A 21248-nucleotide genomic window follows, 5' to 3' on the forward strand; every position below is an offset into this window, starting at 1 on the left:
TACTTCAGAAATGAAATAAATCGAGGCATTTTAGTTTAAAATGATTGCAAAAATAGCTTTTATTTTGAGATTAGCAAACTTTTTTGGTTGCAAAAAAGGTGGGTGGGGAGGGGAAAAAACATTTTTGGCAATCTTCGGGCGCAGCCCGCTTTTAATATTTTTTGTTGAGGAGGTGGGGGGAAAAACAAAAAAAATCCCGGATATCGCTATCTGGGATTGCTTAACTAATTAACCTTCTAATACCATTAACATAAACCTTAAACAAAAACGAAATAAGAACCGTCTCACGACGCCAGGTATCTCGTAACCTTAAAAACTAATACCATGAAAAACCGATGCAAAGATAAGACAATTATGTTATGCAACATAATTTTTGGGCATAAAATTTTTCATTTTAACCTTTATTAACTATTTTGCCAATTTTGGCGGATTCCAGAAGCAAGTGCAAAGTTACGCTATTTTTTCTTTAATCATGTCTTTGGGCTTGCGAAATCCGTTTTTCTTTCTAGGCCTGTTGTTTAATTTTTCGATGATGCTCTTGACATATAGCCTTGAAATACCCCTAAAGTCCGTCTTCTTCGGAATATATTGCCTGATGAGCCCGTTCATGTTCTCGATGGCTCCCTTCTCCCACGAGCAGTACGGATGTGCGAAGTAAACTTTCGTGTTAAGTTCCCTCGCAATGATTTCGTGTGCGGCAAACTCCGGCCCGTTGTCTGTCGTTATCGACCTTACAGGCAGACCGCTCTCCCGTAAGAGTCTCACCACGGCATATGCCAGTGGAACGGCCTGCTTTCCCGTATCGAGTTTCTCCATGAGCATAAAGCTGCTCTTCCTCTCAACCAGAGTAACGATGGCACCTTTGCCTTCTTTTCCGACGATGGTGTCCATCTCCCAGTCTCCTATGGTCTGTCCATAGTCCGTTTCCGGTCTTTCGTCAATGGAGAGGCGGTTGGGAATATGCGCCTTGGTGGTAAGCAAGGACTTTTGCCTTGGTCTGCCTCCATGCCTGAGGTGCTTTCGGATGTTGTCCCCGTAATGTGGGGAAAGGGCCGCTATCCAGTTGTATATGGTTGACTTGGACACCGTGATGCCCTCTTTCTTGCCAAGCCATCCGGCGACTTCCTCCGGCGACCACTGCTCCTTACGGATAAGTTCAAAAACACGGCTGCGTACATAGGGAGCGATACGGCGATTGCCAGGTGTCCTGGCCTTGCGTCGTTTGACTTTCAATACGGCCGCACGTGCGTCATAAACGCCTTTAGCATTAGAATTACGCCTTCGCTCACGAGAAACCGTGCTTACTGACACACCAATAGTCTCGGCTATGAAACTAAGTGAGAATTTCGTTTGGAGTAGCACACTTATTGTGTATCTTTGCTCCGAGGTTAATTGTTTATACATCACAATACAAAATTAATTAATCTTAGGGAGGGGAACGAAAGATCTCCTCTTTTTTTGTATTGCTTAAGTTATCCGCCAATGCTCTTTGGGGGCTTCGCGCCCCCAGCCGCAAGGCAAACCTCCGCGGTGTTTTTCATGTTTTAATGCACCGCAGAGTTTTGCACTTCTAATTGGAATTAGCATTTTCGCTTGAGCTTGGCTGCAAGGCGTTGCAGCAGGGCGGGCTTCCAGCTGTGAGCGCAGTAGTGAATGGCATAGGAGGCCGGCGTGGCCTCGTGCTTGTTGCCGGCAAACACCTCGGAGCGGTAGATCATGATGCCGTCGTCGAGCTGCTGGTCGCGGTCCACATAGCGCAGGCCGTAGCGCTCCATCACGCGGGCGTAGATGAAGGGCGAGAGCACGCCTTGCCCCTGGGTGCCCGAGGGCATCTCAAAGGTGCGGTGCTCATAGTCGTCGAGCACGTCTTTCACATAGCGGCACCCGGCCTGGGCGCCCATCACGGCAGCCTGAATCTGGATGCCCGACACATAGCCGTCCTTGATGCGGCGGCCCTGGGCGTCGATCATAGCCATGGAGCCCATTCTCTCGACCTGGCTGGGGTGATACTCCATGCTGCTGAAGAAGTTGTGGCCCAGCATGTCGTCGAAGGGCTTGAGCACCCGCACGTCGCTGTCGAGGTAGATGCCGCCCTCGGTGTAAAGGGCCCACATGCGTATGTAGTCGGCCGCAAAGGCCCACTTGCGCTGCGCGCAGGCCTGCTGCACATAGGCCGGCGCGCTGCCGATGTCGAAGTTGCTGGTGTTCCACAGCTTTATCTTGTAGTGGGGCATCACTTGTCGCCACGTGGCCATGCACCGGGCTATCTTGTCGGGATAGGGGTCGCCGCTCAGCCAGCAGTAGTGTATCACTTTGGGTATCATGCGCGTGTAGTGTGTAGTCGTTGTTGTCTTTGTTAATTGTGATTGTTATCGTTATCGTTGTTGTCGCGGCAGCCCTACCTCAGGTAGTACACCAGCCGCTTGTAGGCGAGCTTGAGCCGCCACATGCGGCGCCGGTAGCGTTGCTTGCGACGGCCGCGGCGGTCGATCGACGAGCAGAAACGCCCGCACGCCGTGCCCTGCGAGGCAATGCAGGGGTGGCACCAGTAGTAGCCTATGAGGCCCTGCGAGAGCAGCAGGCTGTGAAACAGGTCGATGGGGCGGTCGCACTTGCGCCGCTCGGCCTCGGCCAGGATGGTCATGGCCGCGCCGCGCGTGCAGTAGTAGGCCCCGCCCAGCCGGTCGCGCTGGGCCGGGTACAGGTGCACACCGCGCCGGCGCTGGCTGCGGGGCACAAACTTGAGCAGGCTGTCCTCGAGCGAGCACAGCGCGCCATCGAGGTGGCGGCGGCGCACCTCGGCCAGGCACTCGCCCATCACGCGGTTGAAGTCGCGGTGCAGCAGCATGTCGTCTTCCAGGATGAGCGCGCCCTCGAGGTTGCGCTCCACGATGCGCCGGTAGGCCGCCAGGTGCTTGGCAGCGCACGAGGTGGCGGCCTGCACGCGGGCCATGTCGCCGGCAAAGTAGCGGCCCACAACGTCGGGCGTGAGGTCGCTCTTGTCGTCCTCGAGCACATACTCGAAGTGCAGTCCGTGGGCCTGCATCATCGCCTCCATGTGCCGCCGCCGGTCGTCGTAGCCCTGCCTCACGTGCAGCACAAAGATCGTGAGCCCCTCGCAGCCCTGCTGCCCAGCCGGGGCACTCGCCGCAGTGGTGGAGGTGAAATCCTTTTTTATATTGTCAAGCATGCGTCCAGTGTGTGCGCGCCCTGCCCCGCCGCTGGTCGCAGCCGCTCGCGCGGCGCGGCAGCAAGGCCGGCACAGCATCGTTTAAATAAAACCGGTGCAAAATTACTACATCTGCACCACAATAGCACCACACAGCCCCACATTTTTCACCCGCCCTCACAGCGCAATAAGCAAAAAAAACACTAAATTTGCAACAACTAAGCAATCGAGCCTTTTGTCAACCAACACACCACCGCCCCCTGGTCGACCAGGGAGCACCAACAAAAAAAAACGACATGAGCGGAAAATTCAATGAAGCCACAAGAGTTCAGATGCCAGCAATGGTACATCTAACACGATTAGGATACTCCTATTTCGGAAAAATTTCCGAAGAGGATGCTAATGTCATATATGACCCTGACACAAATATTTTGATTGAAGTTTTTTGTACTCAATTCGACAAAATAAACCCTGAGCATAAAGGTGAAGGACTTCAAGTATTGCAAGAAATAAGACAAGAATTAAAGAATGATGATTTAGGCCGCTCTTTTTATTACCGTCTTAAATCAATTTCTCCAATTCGCTTGATTGATTTTGATCAACCAAGCAACAATGCTTTCCACTTTACTGCTGAATTTACTTGCAAGAATGGTCAAGACGAATTTCGACCTGACATAACTCTATTTGTCAATGGATTGCCCCTGTGCTTCGTTGAAGTTAAAAAACCCAACAACTCAGGAGGCATGGTGGCGGAAAGCAAGAGAATGAATCTTCAGCGTTTCCCTAATAAGAGATTCAGATCTTTCATCAATATCACTCAGCTGATGATATTCTCTAACAATATGGAATACGACACAATGGGAGGAATTGTGCCGCTTCAAGGAGCATTCTACTGCACAGCAGCAAGAAAATCAGCTCCCTTCAACTGTTTCAGAGAGGAAAATCGTGCAAATCTTGATGTAGCCCCTTACAATAGAGATTTCCCTTACAAGCCCATTGACAAGAATATTGAGAAGGCTATCTTAAAAGACTATAACTGTCAAGTCATTCACACAACGCCCGAATATCAAACGAATCTCAATACCAACACACCGACAAATCGCATCTTGACTTCGATGTGCTCACCCGAAAGATTGCTTTTTATTCTGCGATACGGCATTGCATATGTAAAATCAGAGAGAGAAGTGGATGGAAAAATTGAGATTACTGACCAAAAGCACATTATGCGTTATCAACAAATGTTTGCTTCTTTGGCCATTTGCAAGCAACTCGACAACGGCTCCAAGTCGGGTGTGGTTTGGCACACTCAAGGCAGTGGCAAAACAGCTTTGTCATTTCACCTAACATATATTCTCAACGATTACTTTGCAAAGCAAAATAAGGTTGCTAAATTTTACTTTATTGTCGATCGAATTGATCTACTTGAACAAGCCACACAGGAATTTGAAGCACGCGGCTTAGTTGTTACAACAGCCAATACTCGAAGTGAATTAATGCAACAATTCCGCGAGAACAAATCTCAACAAGGGACAAGCGGAAAACAAGAAATAACCGTTGTCAACATACAACGATTTGCCGAAGACAAAGAAAAAGTAACTCTCCCACAATATGCTACAAATCTCCAACGAGTGTTCATTCTTGACGAGGCACATCGAGGCTATCGTCCTGGCGGTTGCTTTCTCGCCAACTTATTTGACGCAGACCCAAACTCCATAAAAATAGCCCTCACTGGAACTCCACTTTTAAAAGAGGAAAGAGCTACGGCAAAAGTGTTTGACCATTATTTCCACACTTATTATTATGACCGGTCTATTGCCGACGGCTATACGTTAAAAATAATTCGCGAGGACATAGAAACCTCGTACAGGGAAAAGCTTACCCAAGTTATGGATAATTTGGAGCACCTTGTACAGAAGAAAGATGTCAAAAAATCAGCGATTATTGAACACGAAAACTATGTGAAGGAACTAATTCGCTATATTATTACCGACCTGTCGCGCTTCCGCATGCAACACGGCGACAACACTCTTGGCGGTATGGTAATCTGCGAAACAAGCGGCCAAGCTCGCAATATAGCAGCTTACTGGGACGAAGTTCAAAATGAAATGAACAAATTGGCTTCAGTGTCAACCCACATTCGCGCACGCCTTATTCTTCACGATTCTGATGACAAAGAAACAAGGAAGCAAATTGTAAAAGATTTCAAAAAGAACATGACTGTCGACGTGTTAATAGTATACAATATGCTATTGACCGGTTTTGATGCACCACGACTTAAACGCCTTTATTTTGGCAGAAAACTCAAAGACCACAATCTACTTCAAGCGCTCACACGAGTCAATCGCCCATACAAGGATAACCGCTATGGCTATGTGATCGACTTTGCCGACATCAAACGCAATTTTGAAGAGACTAACGAGGCATATCTTCAAGAGCTCAACCGCTTTAACGACCCAGATGAGACAGGATTAAACGTTACAAACACATTCACACAAGTTCTTGAAAATCCAAAGGAAATAATTGATAAGATGCGCGACATTCAAGACACTCTCTTTGATTATACAACTGACAACGTTGAGGAGTTCAGCTCGGAAGTTTCTACAATCCAAGACAAAAAAGTGTTGCTTGAACTTAAGAAAGCTCTTGAAGCAGCACGTGACTGCGGCAACCTTGTCCGTACTTTCGGCGATGACATATTAAAGGAAAAATTTGCACAGGTTGAGCTGACGAAACTCCCTGATATGCTTAAAGAGGTTCAACACCACATTACAATTATCAATCAAAAGGAAGCATTCTCTGCGAACGAGGAAACTGCTGTCCTTGTAAATGAAGCGATGCAAGACATTGAGTTCACTTTCTCAAAAATTGGGGAGGAAGAACTCAAAATCATTGCAGGCGGCAGAGAGCTGAAAGACAAATGGCGTGACACAATCCGTGCATTTACCGAGAACATTGACCCTGACGACCCAGAGTTTATTACACTTCGTGAAGCCTTTACCCAGCGGTTCAAAGAGCATGGCTTTGTGATTGACTCTATCGCCAAATATAACGAAGAAAACGCTGCACTTGACTCTATCATCACACGGTTGAGGGCAATTCAAACAGCCAACAACAACTTGCTCAAAAAATATAATGGCGATGCGAAATTTGCACGTCTGCATAAACGCATCAGGGAAGTAAATACTAAAAGAAAGTCGCAGAAAAAGAGTCCTCTGTTCACATTTTCAGATAGCGAAATATGTGTAATCCTTGGAATGATAAAAGACGAGGTCGACTCAAAGGTGTACGACCGAAACAACATTCTTAAACAGGATGCCTATTTTGAGCAAACCGTTCTTTCCACGGTTTCAGATATTCTGTACCATTTCCCGCAAATATCAGATGTGGCTACTCCTGACGACTACAACTTCGTGAAAAATGGCATTGCACGCCAATATCTCAATCAATATAATGCAACTTACCAAGCATAATGGATATTAAAAAAGAAACAATACGACTGATAGATGATTTAAAAGCTACTTGCCAATCCTACGGACTTGGCAACGACGGCAACGAGTACAAAATTATCACCCAAATATTTCTCTACAAATTTCTGAATGATAAATTCGGTTATGAACTAAAGCGAGCAAAAAGTCGCATTGCAGATAAAATCAGAAATGCCGATCAGTGGGAAAAAGCATATACCGAACTCACCGATAATGAGCGGCAATTACTCATGATCGCTTTGCCGCCTGAATCGCTTAAACTCCAGCCACAGCACTTGCTTTCTACCTTATGGAATCAATCAAGCCGAGGAGATTTTGACATAATTTTTGATGCAACAATGACTGATATTGCCGAGCAAAATCTCGATATTTTCTCCACGCAAACTACCCAAAACACCAAAATTCCACTATTTGAGAAACTTACACCCTACGTCACCGACTCCGACCAGCGTCCTGCATTCGCTCGTGCATTGGTTGACAAACTCGTAAACTTCTCATTCGAGAAAGCATTTTCAAGTGGCTATGATTTTTTTGCCGCCATCTTTGAATACCTTATCAAAGATTACAACACTGCAGGAGGTGGAAAATATGCCGAATATTACACTCCACACGCTATTGCAACAATTATGGCCCGACTGCTCGTTGGCAATGATGAGAATCTGCACAACATAGAAATCTATGACCCATCGGCAGGGACTGGAACGTTGCTGATAGCGCTTGCACACCAAATAGGCAACAGCAAGTGCACGATCTTCGCACAGGACATTTCACAGCGCAGCAACAAGATGTTAAAACTCAACTTGCTACTAAACGGCCTTGTCACATCGCTCGACAACGCAATTCAAGGCGATACACTCGTTGCACCTTATCACAAGAACGACATCGGCACGGCTTTGCGTCAATTCGACTATGTGGTTTCCAATCCACCATTCAAAATGGATTTCTCCGACACCCGCGAAAAGCTTGCCGCGCAACCTGCACGTTTTTGGGCTGGAGTGCCTAGGGTGCCTGCCAAGAAAAAAGAAAGTATGGCTATATACACCTGCTTCATTCAGCATGTAATCAACTCGCTAAAAGATACAGGAAAGGGGGCTATCGTGATTCCCACAGGCTTCATCACTGCAAAATCAGGCATTGAAAATAAAATCTTGAAGCACATTGTCGACAAGAAGATTGTGTATGGTGTGGTATCGATGCCGTCAAATGTATTTGCCAACACTGGCACTAATGTGTCTGTGCTATTTTTCGATAAGTCGGCAAAACGTGATTCTGTCGTGCTCATTGATGCTTCAAAACTTGGTGAAAAAACCAAGATTGACGGCAACCAGAAGACTGTGCTCCACGATGAGGATGTAGAAAAGATCATTTCATCATTCAACAATGCCGAAGCGATAGATGATTTCTCGGTGGTAGTTTCCTATGATGAAATCAAGGAGAAAAACTACTCACTCTCAGCGGGTCAATATTTCGATATAAAAATCGAATATGTAGATATTACCGAAGAGAAATTCAACAAACGCATGGCTGACTACCGTAAAACGCTCACTGAGCAATTTGCCGAAAGTCACAAGCTTGAAAATGAAATCATGCGCCAGTTGGATAGTTTGAAATTTAACGAGTAAAATAGATTATGGAGCAACATCATATATCACAAGCATACGAAATTGCGGCTGAAACCATAAAGAACGCTACTCTGCAAGGACAGTATGAAGCAGCCAAAGGTGTTAATCGCATTCAGTTGGCAACCTATTTCAGTGTGGGCAAATATGTTTCAGCTAACACCCGACAAGGAGTTTGGGGGGACTGGTGCATTGGAAGCTATAAGTACCCGATTGCGCCAATTACTGCCAGGACTGCGAGGATATTCAGCAGATAGTCTTAAACTGATGCGTATCTTCTATGAAGAATGAAATCAAGGCTAAAGCTTCTATTAATAAAAACGACATATGGCGAATTATTAACGAAAATCATATAAAGGACAATACCGATTATTCTATATATAATTTTAGAAATAAGAGTCAAGAAGAATTGTATGAACAAAAAGGTGAAATACCCAAAGGTGTACCTTCTATTTACAAAGAAACAACTGTTGATTATATCATAAAGATATATAATAATGAACATTAATACTTCTATATTCACAATGAAAAAGTATAGACTCAAGGATATTGCCACAGTTGAAATTAGTAGTGTTGACAAAAAGACAAAAGAGAGTGAAACTAATGTTCGCCTTTGTAATTTTACGGATGTCTATTATAATTGGGCTATAACCAAAGATAAACATGATAATTTTATGGAGGCTACAGCCAATAATAAAGAAATTAGTCGTTTCCTTTTCAAAAAAGGGCAAGTTGCACTGACAAAAGATAGTGAAACACGTTATGATATTGGTATTGCCACTTACATAGCTGATGATTTTGAAGATGTCGTATTAGGCTATCATTGCGCCTTGATTACACCTGATGAAAGCAAAGTAGTCGGTTGTTATCTCAATGCTTTTTTGCACTCAAATATGAGTCGTAAATATTTTGCTAATAGCGCAAGTGGAAGTGGGCAACGTTATACATTGTCTATCCAAACAATAGAAGAAATGCCTATTCTTCTACCCGAAATAGAGGAGCAGAAGCAAATAGGGAAACTTTTCTCTAACATTGACCGTAAAATAGAAATCAATCGTTCGCTAAATCATAATTTAGTGGCGATGGCAAAGCAGCTATACGACTATTGGTTCGTGCAGTTTGATTTTCCCGATGAGAATGGCAAGCCGTACAAGTCATCGGGTGGTTTGATGGTATGGAATAATGTACTTAAAAGAGAAATTCCGGCAACATGGAAAGTTGTTAATATCTTTGATGCTGTCAATGTGAGATATGGTTTTCCGTTTGCAACAGAGAATTTTACAGAAGAAGTCACATCTACCCCAATAGTTAGAATTAGGGATATATTAGAAGGAACTGTTTCTGCATATTCTTTAGAAGAAACCGATGACAAGTACAAGCTTCAAGAAGGCGATCTATTAGTGGGAATGGATGGAAACTTCCATATGAATTATTGGCATGATAATACTGCCTACCTAAATCAACGATGTGTAAGGTTTAGAATGAAAGAAGATTCTTCTATTTCCGCAATTCAGACATACTATAACATTCAACCTTATATTAAAGCTAAGGAGAAAAATGCCAAAGGTTCAACTGTAGGACACTTATCTGATAAAGATTTAAAGGAAATATATGTAATAGCCCCACAAAATTCAAACAACTTCCATCCAAGAGTTTTTTTTGATACTCTGCTAACCCAGATGGTTAAGAATAAACAACAGATATTGGAATTGATAAAGCAACGTGATGAACTACTCCCATTGCTAATGAACGGTCAGGTGTCGCTTCTAAATTGCGACTGACGTCGCCATTTACGGCTTCGGCTCGGCAGAGAGAACAAGTTTTTCCTCTGCTCTCGCCTTGCACGTAAATTATGATTTATCGAACGATTAAATGCAATTTTCTCATCAAAAGTTTCTAAGCAGTTGGCTATGGATATTTGCTTCTCAATTGGATATGGCTCAATCTCAATGGTAGAGAGGGCTATATCCAATTGGAGGTTCTTTATACCTGATGTTTTCCCTTCAAAGTTAAAAAACACGCCACTATTATACAGATACTGCCAATATTGATAGATAAAGAATGAGTTCCATCCCTCTTTTACTCTAAAAGCAACGCAGAAATTAGAACAAACAACATTCTTTGATGCGGAGAGCAGGGCTTGAGAGATATACACAGCACGCCCTGTTGATTGGGTGGGACTTCCTCCTGATTTCTCTATAACAATATCTCCTACCTGTAGCAATTTCTGTTGAAATGAGTGCTCAGAGACATAGCGAAGGGGAATATTGACAAATTCATTGTTACTTATGGGTACGATGTCTGCTCCTCTCACGCAAGAAACTGCATGAGGGGCTTCTAAACTTGGAGACTCATTGCCCCAATCTCCTGTTATAAAAACATCAATAATCTCTGATAACTTCATTTTTGCTCCTATTTTACTGCAAAGATACAGTTCCCAAAGCAAAGTGACGAAGAAATCAAAGATAAAATGCCAACTATCAGCCTATATACTTTCGGTGTGCCATTTTTACATTTGCTTGATTTACCATAGCGTAATGTAGGGTAGTATCAATCTTTACATGTCCTAATAGCCGCTGCACCTGTTCAATGGGCATACCTTTATCAATAGCCATAGTAGCTAAGGTGCGACGAAACTTGTGCGGATGCACCTTGTTCAGCCCTGCTTGCTTACCAAGTTGGCGCAAACGTGTTTCTACTCCTCCTATTGTCAGCCTGTTGTGGGGCAAGGACAAAGATACAAACAAAGCAGGATTCTTGTCTGTTCGACTTTCAAGATACCGTTTAAGATGTATTTTTGTTCGAGCATTGAAATAGACTTCTCTTTCCTTGTTGCCCTTGCCAAATACAACGCATTGCCGTTCGTGAAAGTCTATGTCTTCACGGTTCATCTTTACCAATTCGCCTACACGCATACCTGTGGAAGCCAACAAGTCAATCATTGCCAAGTCTCTGATTTCGTGACAGGTATCACGCAATACCTCCATGTGTTCATCGTTTATTACTTCTTTGACAAGGCTTTCAGTACGCACTTTATGAATACGGCGTACAGGGCTTTTAGCGATATAGTCTTCATCCTCCAACCATGCAAAGAAGCTGGAAAATATGCGCCTTAGGTTGTCTATCGTAACTCTACTTGAGCCACGTTCCTCTTGATAGCGAGCAAGATAGGAGCGAATGTCGTTTGTTTCGAGTTCACCTATTCGTTTTTGTTCATTTCTCAACAAGGCTTCTATGGACGATTGGTAGTAGCATAATGTTTTCTCTGAGCAACCTTCTATTTTCTTGGCAGAAATAAAGGCTTGTAGTAGTTCGCCATTAGCTTGCTCTCGTTGTTGTTCTTCACTTTTGACTGGCATCATTACCACTTGTTCAAAGGCGGTTTTCAATACCTCTCGCAATCTTTCTTGTTGCCTTGTATCCAAAATATCAGACATCTCGGCAAGAATGTTCTCTATTGTTTTCTCTTTCATCTAATTATTATTTTGGTGACATACCATAATAACGGAAACTTCGGAGAACATAGAAAGATTAAATCATAATTTACCGTTGCCTGACCATTCATCAAAAGCAGTAGGAGTTCGTCGCGCTGCTTGATGAGGGCATTGCTCTCTGTTATATTGGCATCTATTTTAGCATAAATGCTCTTTATGGTATCAAAGAACTTATAAATCAATCCCTTAGGTGCTTTGACCCATTTATTAGCCAAAAAGGTTTCCGTCATAAAGTTCTTTATACCACTCGTTTTCCCTTCATAATTAAACATGATGCCATTGTCATAGAACATTTTCCAGATATAGAAGAAATATGCAGACTCTTTGTAATCTTTGAAAGAGAATGCGTGACAAAAATTTGAACACGTTATCTTTCCTCCATTTCTTTCTATTACTCCTGAGGTTATAAAGGCACTACGCCCTGTTGCTTGAATAGGACTTCCACCAGAGACTTCTATTACAACGTCCCATACAGAAAGAAGCTTTGCTCTATTACTTGATTTGATGTAACGCTTAGGAAGATTATTGAGCTTTATGATGTCTGCCCCTCTAATACATCCTATCTCAATTGAGTTTTCGGATGGATTATCTGTCCCCCAATCACCAGTATTATTCTTGCTGACAAACTCACTTAACCTACAAACATTCCACCCATCTGGCATCTCTATTTGAAGTTCTTCACAATATTTCATCTTGCCACCACTACTTTTGTAGGGTTTGCCATTCTCATCGGGGAAGTCGAACTGCACGAACCAGTAGTCGTAGAGTTGTTTTGCCATTGCCTCTAAATTATGATTTATTGATTACAGAGATTCAAGCAAAGGTGTTAGGGCAATGTGAATATTTTCGAATACTGATGGCTGGGGCATGGATGCGCGAGAATGTTGTGGGTGGGTGGCGGTTTTTTTTCGGGGGAAAATGCGGGGAGAGGGTTGGATTTTAGGTTTTTTTGGTTATATTTGTAGATTGAAACTATTGACCTCACTTAATTTTTGCACACATGAGCAAGACCTGCACCACACCCCACAGCGACACTTCGGCGGCCCGAGACGGCCTCAGCACGCCGGCGGCCCGTGAACGGGCGTGCTGGCCGGTGAGGGTGTACCGGTTTTACCGCGACGGCTTCAAGGGCATGACGGTGGGGCGCACGCTGTGGGCCATCATCGGCATCAAGCTCATTGTGTTTTTTGTGATACTGCGCTGGATTTTCTTCCCCGACTTCTTGAGCTCGAAGGGGCGCAACGACCAGGAGAAGGCGCAATACGTGCGCGAGCAGATGACGGGCCGGCGCTGAGCCGCCGCCACCTGCTCACCCACCCCGAGAGATAGAAATGAGTAAACAAAACCAACTAAATACAGAATATGAATGAACTAATGAACGTTGTAGACTGGTCGCGTGCACAATTTGCACTCACCGCCATTTATCACTGGCTCTTTGTGCCGCTCACGCTGGGCCTGGGCGTGATCGTGGCTGTGATGGAGACCATGTACTACCGCACACGTAGCGAGAAGTGGCTGGCCACGACCAAGTTTTGGATGACCCTGTTTGGGGTGAACTTTGCCATAGGCGTAGCCACGGGCATCATCATGGAGTTTGAGTTTGGCACCAACTGGTCGAACTACAGCTGGTTTGTGGGCGACATCTTCGGCGCGCCGCTGGCCATCGAGGGCATACTGGCCTTCTTCATGGAGTCGACCTTCATTGCGGTCATGTTTTTCGGCTGGAAGCGGGTGAGTCCCAAGTTTCACCTGGCCTCGACGTGGCTCACAGCCATAGGGGCGAGCCTCTCGGCGCTGTGGATACTGGTGGCCAACGCGTGGATGCAGGACCCTGTGGGGTGCCACTTCAACCCTGAGACGATGCGCAACGAGATGACGAGCTTCTGGGCGGTGGCCACGTCGCCCACGGCGATGGCCAAGTTTTTCCACACGGTGCTCAGTGCCTGGACGCTGGGCGGTGCCTTTGTAGCGGGCGTGAGCGGCTGGATGCTGCTCAAGGGGCGCAACAAGGCGCACTGCATGCGCAGCCTCAAGGTGGGCGGCTGGGTAGGCGCGATAGGCATCGTGCTCACCATCGCCACGGGCGACTCGAGCGCCGTGACCGTGAGCCAGAAGCAGCCCATGAAGCTGGCAGCCATGGAGGGCCTGTACCGCGGCCAGAACGCGCAGTCGCTGGTGGCCTTTGGCATCTTGAACCCGGCCAAGCGTGTCGACAACGATGAGGACCCGTTTCTCTTTGAGGTGTCGATACCCTACGGGCTGTCGATACTGGCCAACAAGGACCCGCAATCGTTTGTGCCTGGCATCAACGACATCATCAACGGTGTGAGCAAGGACCGCGAGGGCAAGCTGGTGAACACGGTGTCGTATACCGAGCGCATAGCGCGCGGCCAGCGTGCGCAAGATGCGGTGAAGGCCTATGACGCGGCCAGCCGCAGCGACGACCGCAAGCAGCTCGACAACATCAACAAGGTGCTCGACGAGGACTTCAAGTACTTCGGCTACGGCTATCTCGACAAGCCTGCCGAGGCCGTGCCGCCAGTGGCCATGACGTTCTACACCTTCCGCCTGATGGTGATGGTGGGCGGCTACCTGCTGCTCTTCATGCTGGCAGTGCTGCTGCTGGCCTACAAGCCCCGCCTGGTAGAGGGCAAGAAGTGGGCACGCTGGTGGTATATACTGAGCATCGTGACCGTGCCGCTCACCTATGTGTGCTCGGCCAGCGGCTGGATTGTGGCCGAGGTGGGCCGCCAGCCCTGGGCCATACAGGACCTGATGCCCAACAAGGTGGCCATAAGCGACCTCTCGGCCAGCTATGTGCAGGTCACCTTCTGGATATTTGCCGTGATTTTCACGGCGCTGCTCGTGGCCGACGTGAGCATCTTGCTCACGCAGATTGCCAAGAAGTCGAAGACCGACCTCGACACGGTGCAGGCCTGAGCCGCGCCGAGACAACGAGACAGAGATCAATACACTCAACGCATATATCACACACACATAATATAAAAAAAAGATAACAGCATTATGACTTACTATATTCTTCAAAACTACTGGTGGCTCATCATCTCGGTGCTGGGAGCCCTGCTGGTGTTTCTGCTCTTTGTGCAGGGCGGGCAGTCGATGCTCGTGTGCGCCCGCGACCAGGAGCAGCGCACGCTCATGGTCAACTCGCTGGGGCGCAAGTGGGAGTTCACGTTCACCACGCTGGTCACCTTCGGGGGGGCGTTTTTCGCCTCGTTCCCGCTGTTCTACTCCACGAGCTTCGGCGGCGCCTACTGGCTGTGGATGCTCATCTTGTTCAGCTTTGTGGTGCAAGCCGTGAGCTACGAGTACCGCACCAAGGGGGGCAACGTGTATGGCACGCGCTGCTTCGACACGCTGCTGCTCGTGAACGGCGTGCTGGGCCCGGTGCTGCTGGGCGTGGTCGTGGGCAGCATGTTTTTTGGCAACGAGTTTACGGTGACCAAGAGCAAGGTGCTCGATGTGGCCAACTCGGCCATCTCGACATGGGGCGCGGGTCATGGCCTCGAGGCCATAGCCTGCTGGAAAAACCTGGTGTTCGGCTTCATGGTGCTCATGCTGGCGCGCACGCTGGCCTCGCTCTACTTCATCAACAACATCGACGACGAGCAGCTGCGCAGCTCGCAGCGGCGCCACCTGTGGGTGAACGGTCTCGCATTTGTGGTGCTCTTTCTGGCCACGCTGGCACTCATACTCACGGCGCAGGGCGTTGAGACCGACGACACGGGCAATGCCCGCTGGGTCGACTACAAGTACCTGCACAACTACCTCGACATGTGGTGGAACCTGGTGCTGCTGGCAGCAGGCGTGGTGGCCGTGCTGTGGGGCATAGGCAAGACGCTGGCGGTGAAAAGCTACACCGGCGGCATTTGGTGGGCCGGCCTGGGCACAGTGGCGGTGGTGCTCACCCTGTTTTTCACCCTGGGCTACAACGACACGGCCTATTATCCCTCGATCATCGACGCCAACAGCAGCCTGAGCCTGCGCAACAGCAGCTCGTCGCTCTTCACGCTCGAGGTCATGAGCTGGGTATCGGTACTCGTGCCCTTTGTGCTGGCCTACATCTTCTATGCCTGGCACTCGATCGACCACGTGAAAATCACCCGCGACGAGATGCACGACACCGACCCCGACGACAAGTACTGACCCTCTGCCAGTGCGCAACTGCAAAACATAGCGATGCCCGCCCCGAGCCACACGCAGCTCAAGGCGGGCATCGCCCCTGCAAGCGCAGGCCACACTGGTGTAGCTACCGGCGCAATTGCTTGACAGTGCGGGTGATATTCTTCACTTTGGCAATTTCGGCGTCGCTCAGGGTATCGTTTTTGTCGGTGTCGAATTTGGTGGAAATAAATGCCCTGAATGTAGAGTCGGGGAAATAGGTGGCATTGAGCGCCACACTGGCCGAAGCTGCAAGCCAGCCCATCGACAGCAGGCCCGCAACAGCAAACTTGAGTGATAAAGCGTGAAAATGTTTCATAGAGAAATAATTTTAGGTTACATTGATAAATCGCTATAAAATTATAAAATTTTATAACAAACCACAACTTTAGTAGGGCATTTTTTAACAATATATTAAAACCGGCACATTTTTTGCGTATTCTACCAGCATGATTGCACTACTGCCTGAGGGCCACATCAAGACCAAGCGGGGAGCACGTGAATCGACGCTTATTCTTGCAAGACAGAGTAAAAAAACATAGTTTCTGTTGCTTTATTGCGTTATTTTTGGCATTTTTGCATATAGAAACCCCAAGTATTACTTTGACTACACTCAAGCAGGAATCACAGGTTCCTCGTTGCGTTAAACTGAATTATTCTGACTAAAACTATAACCATTATGGCAAATCAACTTGACGAACTCACAGGCCCGGTAAACAGCAACGGCCGCGACATCCATGTCATCGACAAGCAACTGCCCGTGACTGTGGGCGCGGGCTCAACCGTGTTTGAAATTGCGCTGTGGGTCACCATCCCCGTGCTGGTGCTCTTGAGCGTGGCACTCTTTGGACAACACATGACCCACCCGCTCGAGGTGGGCGTCGTGGGGTGCCTGGCGGGCGTGCTGCCAGGCGTGATCTTCATCTTCATGAAAATCAAGGCCCGCAACTACTTCCAGCAGCTCGAGCAGCGCATTCAGGCCGAGACCTCCAACATCGACAACTACCTTGAACAGCGCGTGCAAATATTGCAAAACGTGGCGGGCCTGGTAGACCGCGCCATCGACCTCGACAAAGACGTGATGAAGGCGGTGGCCGCCCTGCGCAGCGGCGTGAACATCAACGACCAGAACCGCAACGCGGTGAGCCAGCAAGTAGACACCGCCTTTGGCCGCCTGTTTCCCCAGGTTGAGGCCTATCCCGAGCTCAAGGCTCACGACGCCATTGCCGACGCCATGCAGCAAAACTCCTACCTGCAGCGCGAGATCACTGCAGCCCGCACCGTCTACAACAGCCGCGTGACCCAGTGGAACACCGACATCTTCTCGTGGCCCACCAAGATGATTGTGGCTGCACGCCAGGGCTACACCACCCGCATCCCGTTTACCGCCTCGGCCCAGGTGAGAGAAGCGGCAAGAGCAAAGTTTTTCTAAAACAAGTTTTTCGCCGTGGCTCTGGAAATCTACGACCCTCTTGACGCATATATCAACGTCTTCAAAGACCGGTTCAGGCATGTGGCCGAGGCCACCTTTGCCCAGCTGGCCGCCGAGTCACATGTCGATATCGAAGCCAATCGCAAAACTTGCCACAAAATCTACAACACCGCTCAGCGTGCCAACAATGCAGCATCACGCCTCTCGCGGTGGACGATGCTGTGCATTGTGCTGTGGATAACGGTGATTGTGGGTGCAACGCTCACTATAGTAAACTATGATGACTGGACGCCGGAGTGCGTCGTCGCTACAGGCACAGCCACAGTGGCTGTACTGCTGATGCTCTTCTTGCGAGTGCACCCCAAGTTGAGCGCGTTGAGGAAGCTACACCTCGATGAGACTTCTCACGTCTCCAGCCTCAAAAGCGAAGCCCTGGAGCAGATGGAGCCGCTCAACAGGCTCTATGACTGGGACCTCTTCACCCGCATGATGGCCAAGACCGTGCCCAACTTGGAATTTGATCCCTACTTCACCACCCGGCGACTGGCCGAGATGGAGCACGTCTACGGCTGGGACAGCAGCTTCAACGACGAGCGCTCGGTCATGAGCTGCCGCTCGGGGGCCCTCAACGGCAACCCGCTTGTGATATGCCGCACGAGAAAAATGATAATGGGAAGCAAAACCTATACCGGATACAAGGAAATATTCTGGGAAACCTACGAGCAAGATGGAAACGGCAACCAGGTCGTGGTGTCGCACACCGAGACGCTCTCGGCCGAGTACACAGCCCCCTACCCCGAGTATTACGAGCTCACCCGCGTCATCTATGGCAACACCGCGGCCCCCGACCTGGTTTTCGACCGCCGCCGAAGCGGGCTGGCAAGCAAGCAGGGGTCGCTGGCATTCAAGTGGAAAAAGCGAAAACTGCGCAACGAGGCTCGCAACTTGAGCAACGGCGACTATGCCATGATGACCAACGAGGACTATGAAACCATGTTCGACACCAGCAACCGCAACAGCAACCAGCAATATGCACTGCTTTTCACACCCATGGCCCAGCAGAGCATGACACACCTGCTGCAAGACGATGAAAACGGCTACGGCGACGACTTTGACTTCGAGAAAAACAAGATGATCAACATCATCGTCTCTGGTCACCTGCAAGAGCTCGACCTCGACATGAGTCCCAAGCATTACAGCAACTTTGACTACAACCTTGCCGAGAAAAACTTCTACGAGATCAGTGCCCAGTATTTCAAAGCCATCTACCTTGCACTCGCCCCATTGCTGTGCATCCCCATGTACCGGCAGATGCGCTCGCGCGAGAACATCTACGGCCGCGACATGCCACAGCACAGCGCATTTTGGGAGCACGAGGCCCTGGCCAACTTATGGGGAGAAGAGCACTTCAGGGCGCCCGATTGCGTCACGCACTGCATCTTGAAGACCGAGCAAGTCGATGAGGATGGCGACGAGTCGACCATCGTGGTCTATGCCCACGGCTACAGAAGCGAGCAACGTGTCGCCTATATCGACGTGATGGGCGGCGACGGGAGGTATCATGAAGTGCCGGTGTGCTGGGACGAATACATCCCCGTGACTGGAACGGGGCGCCTCCACATCAAGGAGGACAACACCCGCACAAACGACAATGCCGCCACGCAGCAGCAGCGCCTCGACCACATCGACAAGGTGCTGTCGAGCAACAACGCGATGCTCTACAGGCGGCACATCGCCTCAAGCCTGTGACGCAGTTTGCCCCAGGTAGCGCTCGATGGCGGCAAGATGCCGGGTGGCCACCTCGCGGCCGTGGTCGTAGACGCGCTGCATGACCTGCGGGTCGTGGCACGTGTGGTTGATTTCGAGCTTGTGCTCGGGCCTGAGCACGAGGCAGCGCCCGGCACGCTCCTGCTCGGCCACAAGGGCCAGCTGCCGGTTGTACATGACATGGCGCGCCGCCATGGCATCGACCAGGCGCGGATAGTGGCGGTACTTGAACCTGAACAGCGGCAACATGCCCATGGGCTTCTTTACATAGCCTTGAGGCTGGGTGAGCACCACCAGGTTGCGCTCGTAGCCCTCGCGCTGCATGAACTCGAGCGGCACCGAGTCGGTCAAGCCGCCGTCGAGCAGGCTCAAGCCGTCGATGTGCACCACGCGCGACACCAGGGGCATCGACGACGAGGCCCTTATCCACTCGAGGGTGGCATGGCGGTCGTCGCCCGGCCGGCCTATCGCGTGATACACGGCCTGGCCCGTGACAACGTCGGTGGCCACCACATAGTAGGCCATGGGATTGCGCTCGAAGGCATCGAAGTCGAACTTGTCGTATTGCGTGGGCACCACATGATAGCAGAAGCGGGCATTAAACAAGTCGCCGGTGGTGAGCAGCGAGTGCAGCGAGCTGTAGCGCTTGTCGCGGGCAAAGCGCTTGTTGTAGCGCACGCCGCGACCCGCCTGCCCCGACTTCATGTTGACGCCGAAACACGCCCCGGCGCTCACACCCACAATGCCGTCGACGCCGATGCCGCGCTCCATGAGCACATCGATCACGCCGCAGGTAAACATGCCCCGCAGCGCGCCCCCTTCAAGTACAAGTCCTCGTTTCATATCATTCACTCAAGGTTATTATAAATATAGATAATCAGAAATCGCTACATGGCACCGTTCAAGAAGCCAGCCACCGTTGCCACAGCCTCGTTGAAGGCCGCCGGCTGTCCCGGCACAGTGATAAACAAGTGGGTGGCCGTGGGATACACATGATAGCTGAGCGGGTGATGCAGCCGCTCGAGGCGGCGGGCCAGTTCGGCCGTCTGGTCAAAGAGGATGTCGTGCCCGGCCGAGATGATGAGCACCGGCGGCAAGGCCTGCAGCGCCGAGTCGCTGGCCAGCCCCACCGATGCCAGCGGGTTGCGTGCCTCGCGCCCGGCATAGGCCTCGTTGAAGGCTTCGAGCAGCTCGGCATCGTTGCCATAGCCCGTGGCATATTGCCTCCACGACGCGCTGGGCACGGTGTAGAGCTTGGTCACAGGATAGATGGGTATCACCTTGCACACGCCCGGCACCGTCATGGCCGTGGCCAGTGCCAGATTGCCGCCGGCACTGTCGCCGCCCACCGACACCAGCGACGAGTCGCACCCCCACTGGGCCGCATGCTGCTTGAGGTAGGCCAGCGCCTGCTGGCAGTCGTGCAGCGGCGCCGGAAACCTGTGGGCCGGCGCCAGGCGATAGTTGAGCGCCGCCACGCAGCAGTCGCCCTCGAGTGCCAGCGCGGCACAGAAGCGGGCACAGCTGTTGATGCTGCCAAAGCACCAGCCGCCGCCATGCAGGTAGAGCAGCAGCGGGCGCTTGCGGGCACTGGGCCTGGAGGGCATAAACAGGCACAAGTCGGGCCTCACGTAGACCGCCTCTACGCCTTGCGGCAGCACGGGCGGCTGGTTGCGGCTCTCTCGCGTGCGCTCCAGGGCCGTGTCGTCGCCTCGCATAGCCGCGCGCACGGCCAGCATCTGCATGTGCTGCAAGCCCGGCTTCATGCGGGCCAGAAAAGAGTCTTGCTCAACGAGCATCGTGTGCTGCAACTCGGCACTGGGCACAATCTGCCCCCTGGCGCCGGGCGCCGCCAGTACCATGGCCGCCACAGCCCAGCACAACACTGCAACAGTATTGATTGTCATCATTGCCAATATTCAAGTGTTTATTAGGTTCAACCACATCGTTGCGGCACGGGGCCCAAGCCCCGCCGCTCCTGCAAAGTTATATAAAAAATTGAAGTTGCCGGAAAAAAGCAGGCCGAGAGGCGGATTTATAGTGCAATTGTGGGGCACATTCACTAACTTTGCAGTTGGAAAAACAATTATAACCCAAGAT

Annotated in this window: 18 protein-coding genes and 1 pseudogene; 10 read left to right on the top strand and 9 right to left on the bottom strand. The window is 49.7% G+C overall.

Features of this window, described 5'->3' with window-relative positions; genetic code table 11:
- Positions 1-40: 40 nt before the first annotated feature.
- Positions 41-232 carry a hypothetical protein gene (locus GF423_RS03670; RefSeq protein ID WP_154327108.1) on the top strand — a complete coding sequence of 64 codons (192 nt, stop codon included), beginning with the start codon at positions 41-43 and terminating at the stop codon, positions 230-232.
- A 218-nt stretch (positions 233-450) separates the two neighbouring features.
- Here the strand turns inward: GF423_RS03670 and GF423_RS03675 are convergent, their stop codons facing one another.
- From GF423_RS03675 to GF423_RS03685, 3 genes and pseudogenes are all read right to left on the bottom strand, one after another.
- On the bottom strand, positions 451-1404 hold the full coding sequence (locus GF423_RS03675; protein ID WP_154327109.1) for an IS30 family transposase: 954 nt from the start codon (positions 1402-1404) through the stop codon (positions 451-453).
- A gap of 176 nt (positions 1405-1580) precedes the next feature.
- Positions 1581-2345 (bottom strand): annotated as a pseudogene (locus GF423_RS03680) (glycosyltransferase family 32 protein); the annotation flags it as partial.
- A gap of 53 nt (positions 2346-2398) precedes the next feature.
- Entirely contained in the window at positions 2399-3190 is a 792-nt protein-coding gene (locus tag GF423_RS03685) for a glycosyltransferase family 25 protein (protein WP_206113353.1), read from the bottom strand.
- 275 nt (positions 3191-3465) lie between these two features.
- Between GF423_RS03685 and GF423_RS03690 the strand changes: the two genes are divergently transcribed.
- From GF423_RS03690 to GF423_RS03705, 4 genes are all read left to right on the top strand, one after another.
- Positions 3466-6639: an HsdR family type I site-specific deoxyribonuclease gene (locus GF423_RS03690; protein ID WP_154327112.1), complete on the top strand. Its 3174-nt coding sequence runs from the start codon at positions 3466-3468 to the stop codon at positions 6637-6639.
- Positions 6636-8276, top strand: coding sequence for an N-6 DNA methylase (locus GF423_RS03695; protein ID WP_154327113.1), 1641 nt, complete (start codon positions 6636-6638; stop codon positions 8274-8276). The genes GF423_RS03690 and GF423_RS03695 overlap by 4 nt, the downstream gene beginning before the upstream one ends.
- A 277-nt stretch (positions 8277-8553) precedes the next feature.
- Positions 8554-8781 (top strand): hypothetical protein, encoded by a 228-nt coding sequence (locus GF423_RS03700; RefSeq protein WP_154327114.1) that lies wholly within the window; start codon positions 8554-8556, stop codon positions 8779-8781.
- Positions 8782-8797: 16 nt separating this feature from the next.
- Complete coding sequence (locus tag GF423_RS03705; protein ID WP_154327115.1) at positions 8798-10054, top strand: restriction endonuclease subunit S; 1257 nt, start codon at positions 8798-8800, stop codon at positions 10052-10054.
- Here the strand turns inward: GF423_RS03705 and GF423_RS03710 are convergent.
- The 3 genes from GF423_RS03710 to GF423_RS03720 form a co-directional block, all read right to left on the bottom strand.
- Complete coding sequence (locus GF423_RS03710) at positions 10027-10677, bottom strand: restriction endonuclease subunit S (protein WP_154327116.1); 651 nt, start codon at positions 10675-10677, stop codon at positions 10027-10029. The genes GF423_RS03705 and GF423_RS03710 overlap by 28 nt on opposite strands.
- Positions 10678-10753: 76 nt before the next feature.
- A complete protein-coding gene (xerA, locus tag GF423_RS03715) occupies positions 10754-11746 on the bottom strand; it encodes a site-specific tyrosine recombinase/integron integrase (RefSeq protein WP_154327117.1) in 993 nt (330 codons plus the stop codon).
- Entirely contained in the window at positions 11743-12546 is an 804-nt protein-coding gene (locus GF423_RS03720; RefSeq protein ID WP_206113354.1) for a restriction endonuclease subunit S domain-containing protein, read from the bottom strand. The genes xerA and GF423_RS03720 overlap by 4 nt, the downstream gene beginning before the upstream one ends.
- Before the next feature lie 221 nt (positions 12547-12767).
- Between GF423_RS03720 and GF423_RS14160 the strand changes: the two genes are divergently transcribed.
- The 3 genes from GF423_RS14160 to GF423_RS03735 all read left to right on the top strand — a co-directional run bounded on the left by GF423_RS14160 (position 12768) and on the right by GF423_RS03735 (position 15934).
- Positions 12768-13061 carry a DUF4492 domain-containing protein gene (locus GF423_RS14160; protein WP_154327118.1) on the top strand — a complete coding sequence of 98 codons (294 nt, stop codon included), beginning with the start codon at positions 12768-12770 and terminating at the stop codon, positions 13059-13061.
- Between the two features lie 68 nt (positions 13062-13129).
- Positions 13130-14707 carry a cytochrome ubiquinol oxidase subunit I gene (locus GF423_RS03730; RefSeq protein ID WP_154327119.1) on the top strand — a complete coding sequence of 526 codons (1578 nt, stop codon included), beginning with the start codon at positions 13130-13132 and terminating at the stop codon, positions 14705-14707.
- Positions 14708-14791: 84 nt separating this feature from the next.
- Positions 14792-15934 (top strand): cytochrome d ubiquinol oxidase subunit II, encoded by a 1143-nt coding sequence (locus GF423_RS03735; protein WP_154327120.1) that lies wholly within the window; start codon positions 14792-14794, stop codon positions 15932-15934.
- A gap of 103 nt (positions 15935-16037) precedes the next feature.
- Here GF423_RS03735 and GF423_RS03740 read toward each other — a convergent pair whose 3' ends face one another.
- Entirely contained in the window at positions 16038-16268 is a 231-nt protein-coding gene (locus GF423_RS03740) for a hypothetical protein (protein ID WP_154327121.1), read from the bottom strand.
- 360 nt (positions 16269-16628) lie between these two features.
- Between GF423_RS03740 and GF423_RS03745 the strand changes: the two genes are divergently transcribed.
- Both GF423_RS03745 and GF423_RS03750 read left to right on the top strand, forming a co-directional pair.
- On the top strand, positions 16629-17381 hold the full coding sequence (locus GF423_RS03745) for a LemA family protein (protein WP_154327122.1): 753 nt from the start codon (positions 16629-16631) through the stop codon (positions 17379-17381).
- A 15-nt stretch (positions 17382-17396) separates the two neighbouring features.
- A complete protein-coding gene (locus GF423_RS03750; protein WP_154327123.1) occupies positions 17397-19130 on the top strand; it encodes an MAG1210 family protein in 1734 nt (577 codons plus the stop codon).
- Here GF423_RS03750 and GF423_RS03755 read toward each other — a convergent pair.
- Both GF423_RS03755 and GF423_RS03760 read right to left on the bottom strand, forming a co-directional pair.
- Positions 19119-19991 carry a patatin-like phospholipase family protein gene (locus GF423_RS03755; protein WP_154327124.1) on the bottom strand — a complete coding sequence of 291 codons (873 nt, stop codon included), beginning with the start codon at positions 19989-19991 and terminating at the stop codon, positions 19119-19121. The two genes, GF423_RS03750 and GF423_RS03755, sit on opposite strands and share 12 nt — an antisense overlap.
- A 44-nt stretch (positions 19992-20035) precedes the next feature.
- The gene (locus GF423_RS03760) at positions 20036-21058 is read right to left on the bottom strand and encodes an alpha/beta hydrolase (RefSeq protein WP_235911636.1); all 1023 of its coding nucleotides are present in this window, start codon (positions 21056-21058) and stop codon (positions 20036-20038) included.
- Between the last annotated feature and the right edge of the window lie 190 nt (positions 21059-21248).

This window comes from Sodaliphilus pleomorphus (assembly GCF_009676955.1).
In the GTDB taxonomy this organism is placed as follows: domain Bacteria; phylum Bacteroidota; class Bacteroidia; order Bacteroidales; family Muribaculaceae; genus Sodaliphilus; species Sodaliphilus pleomorphus.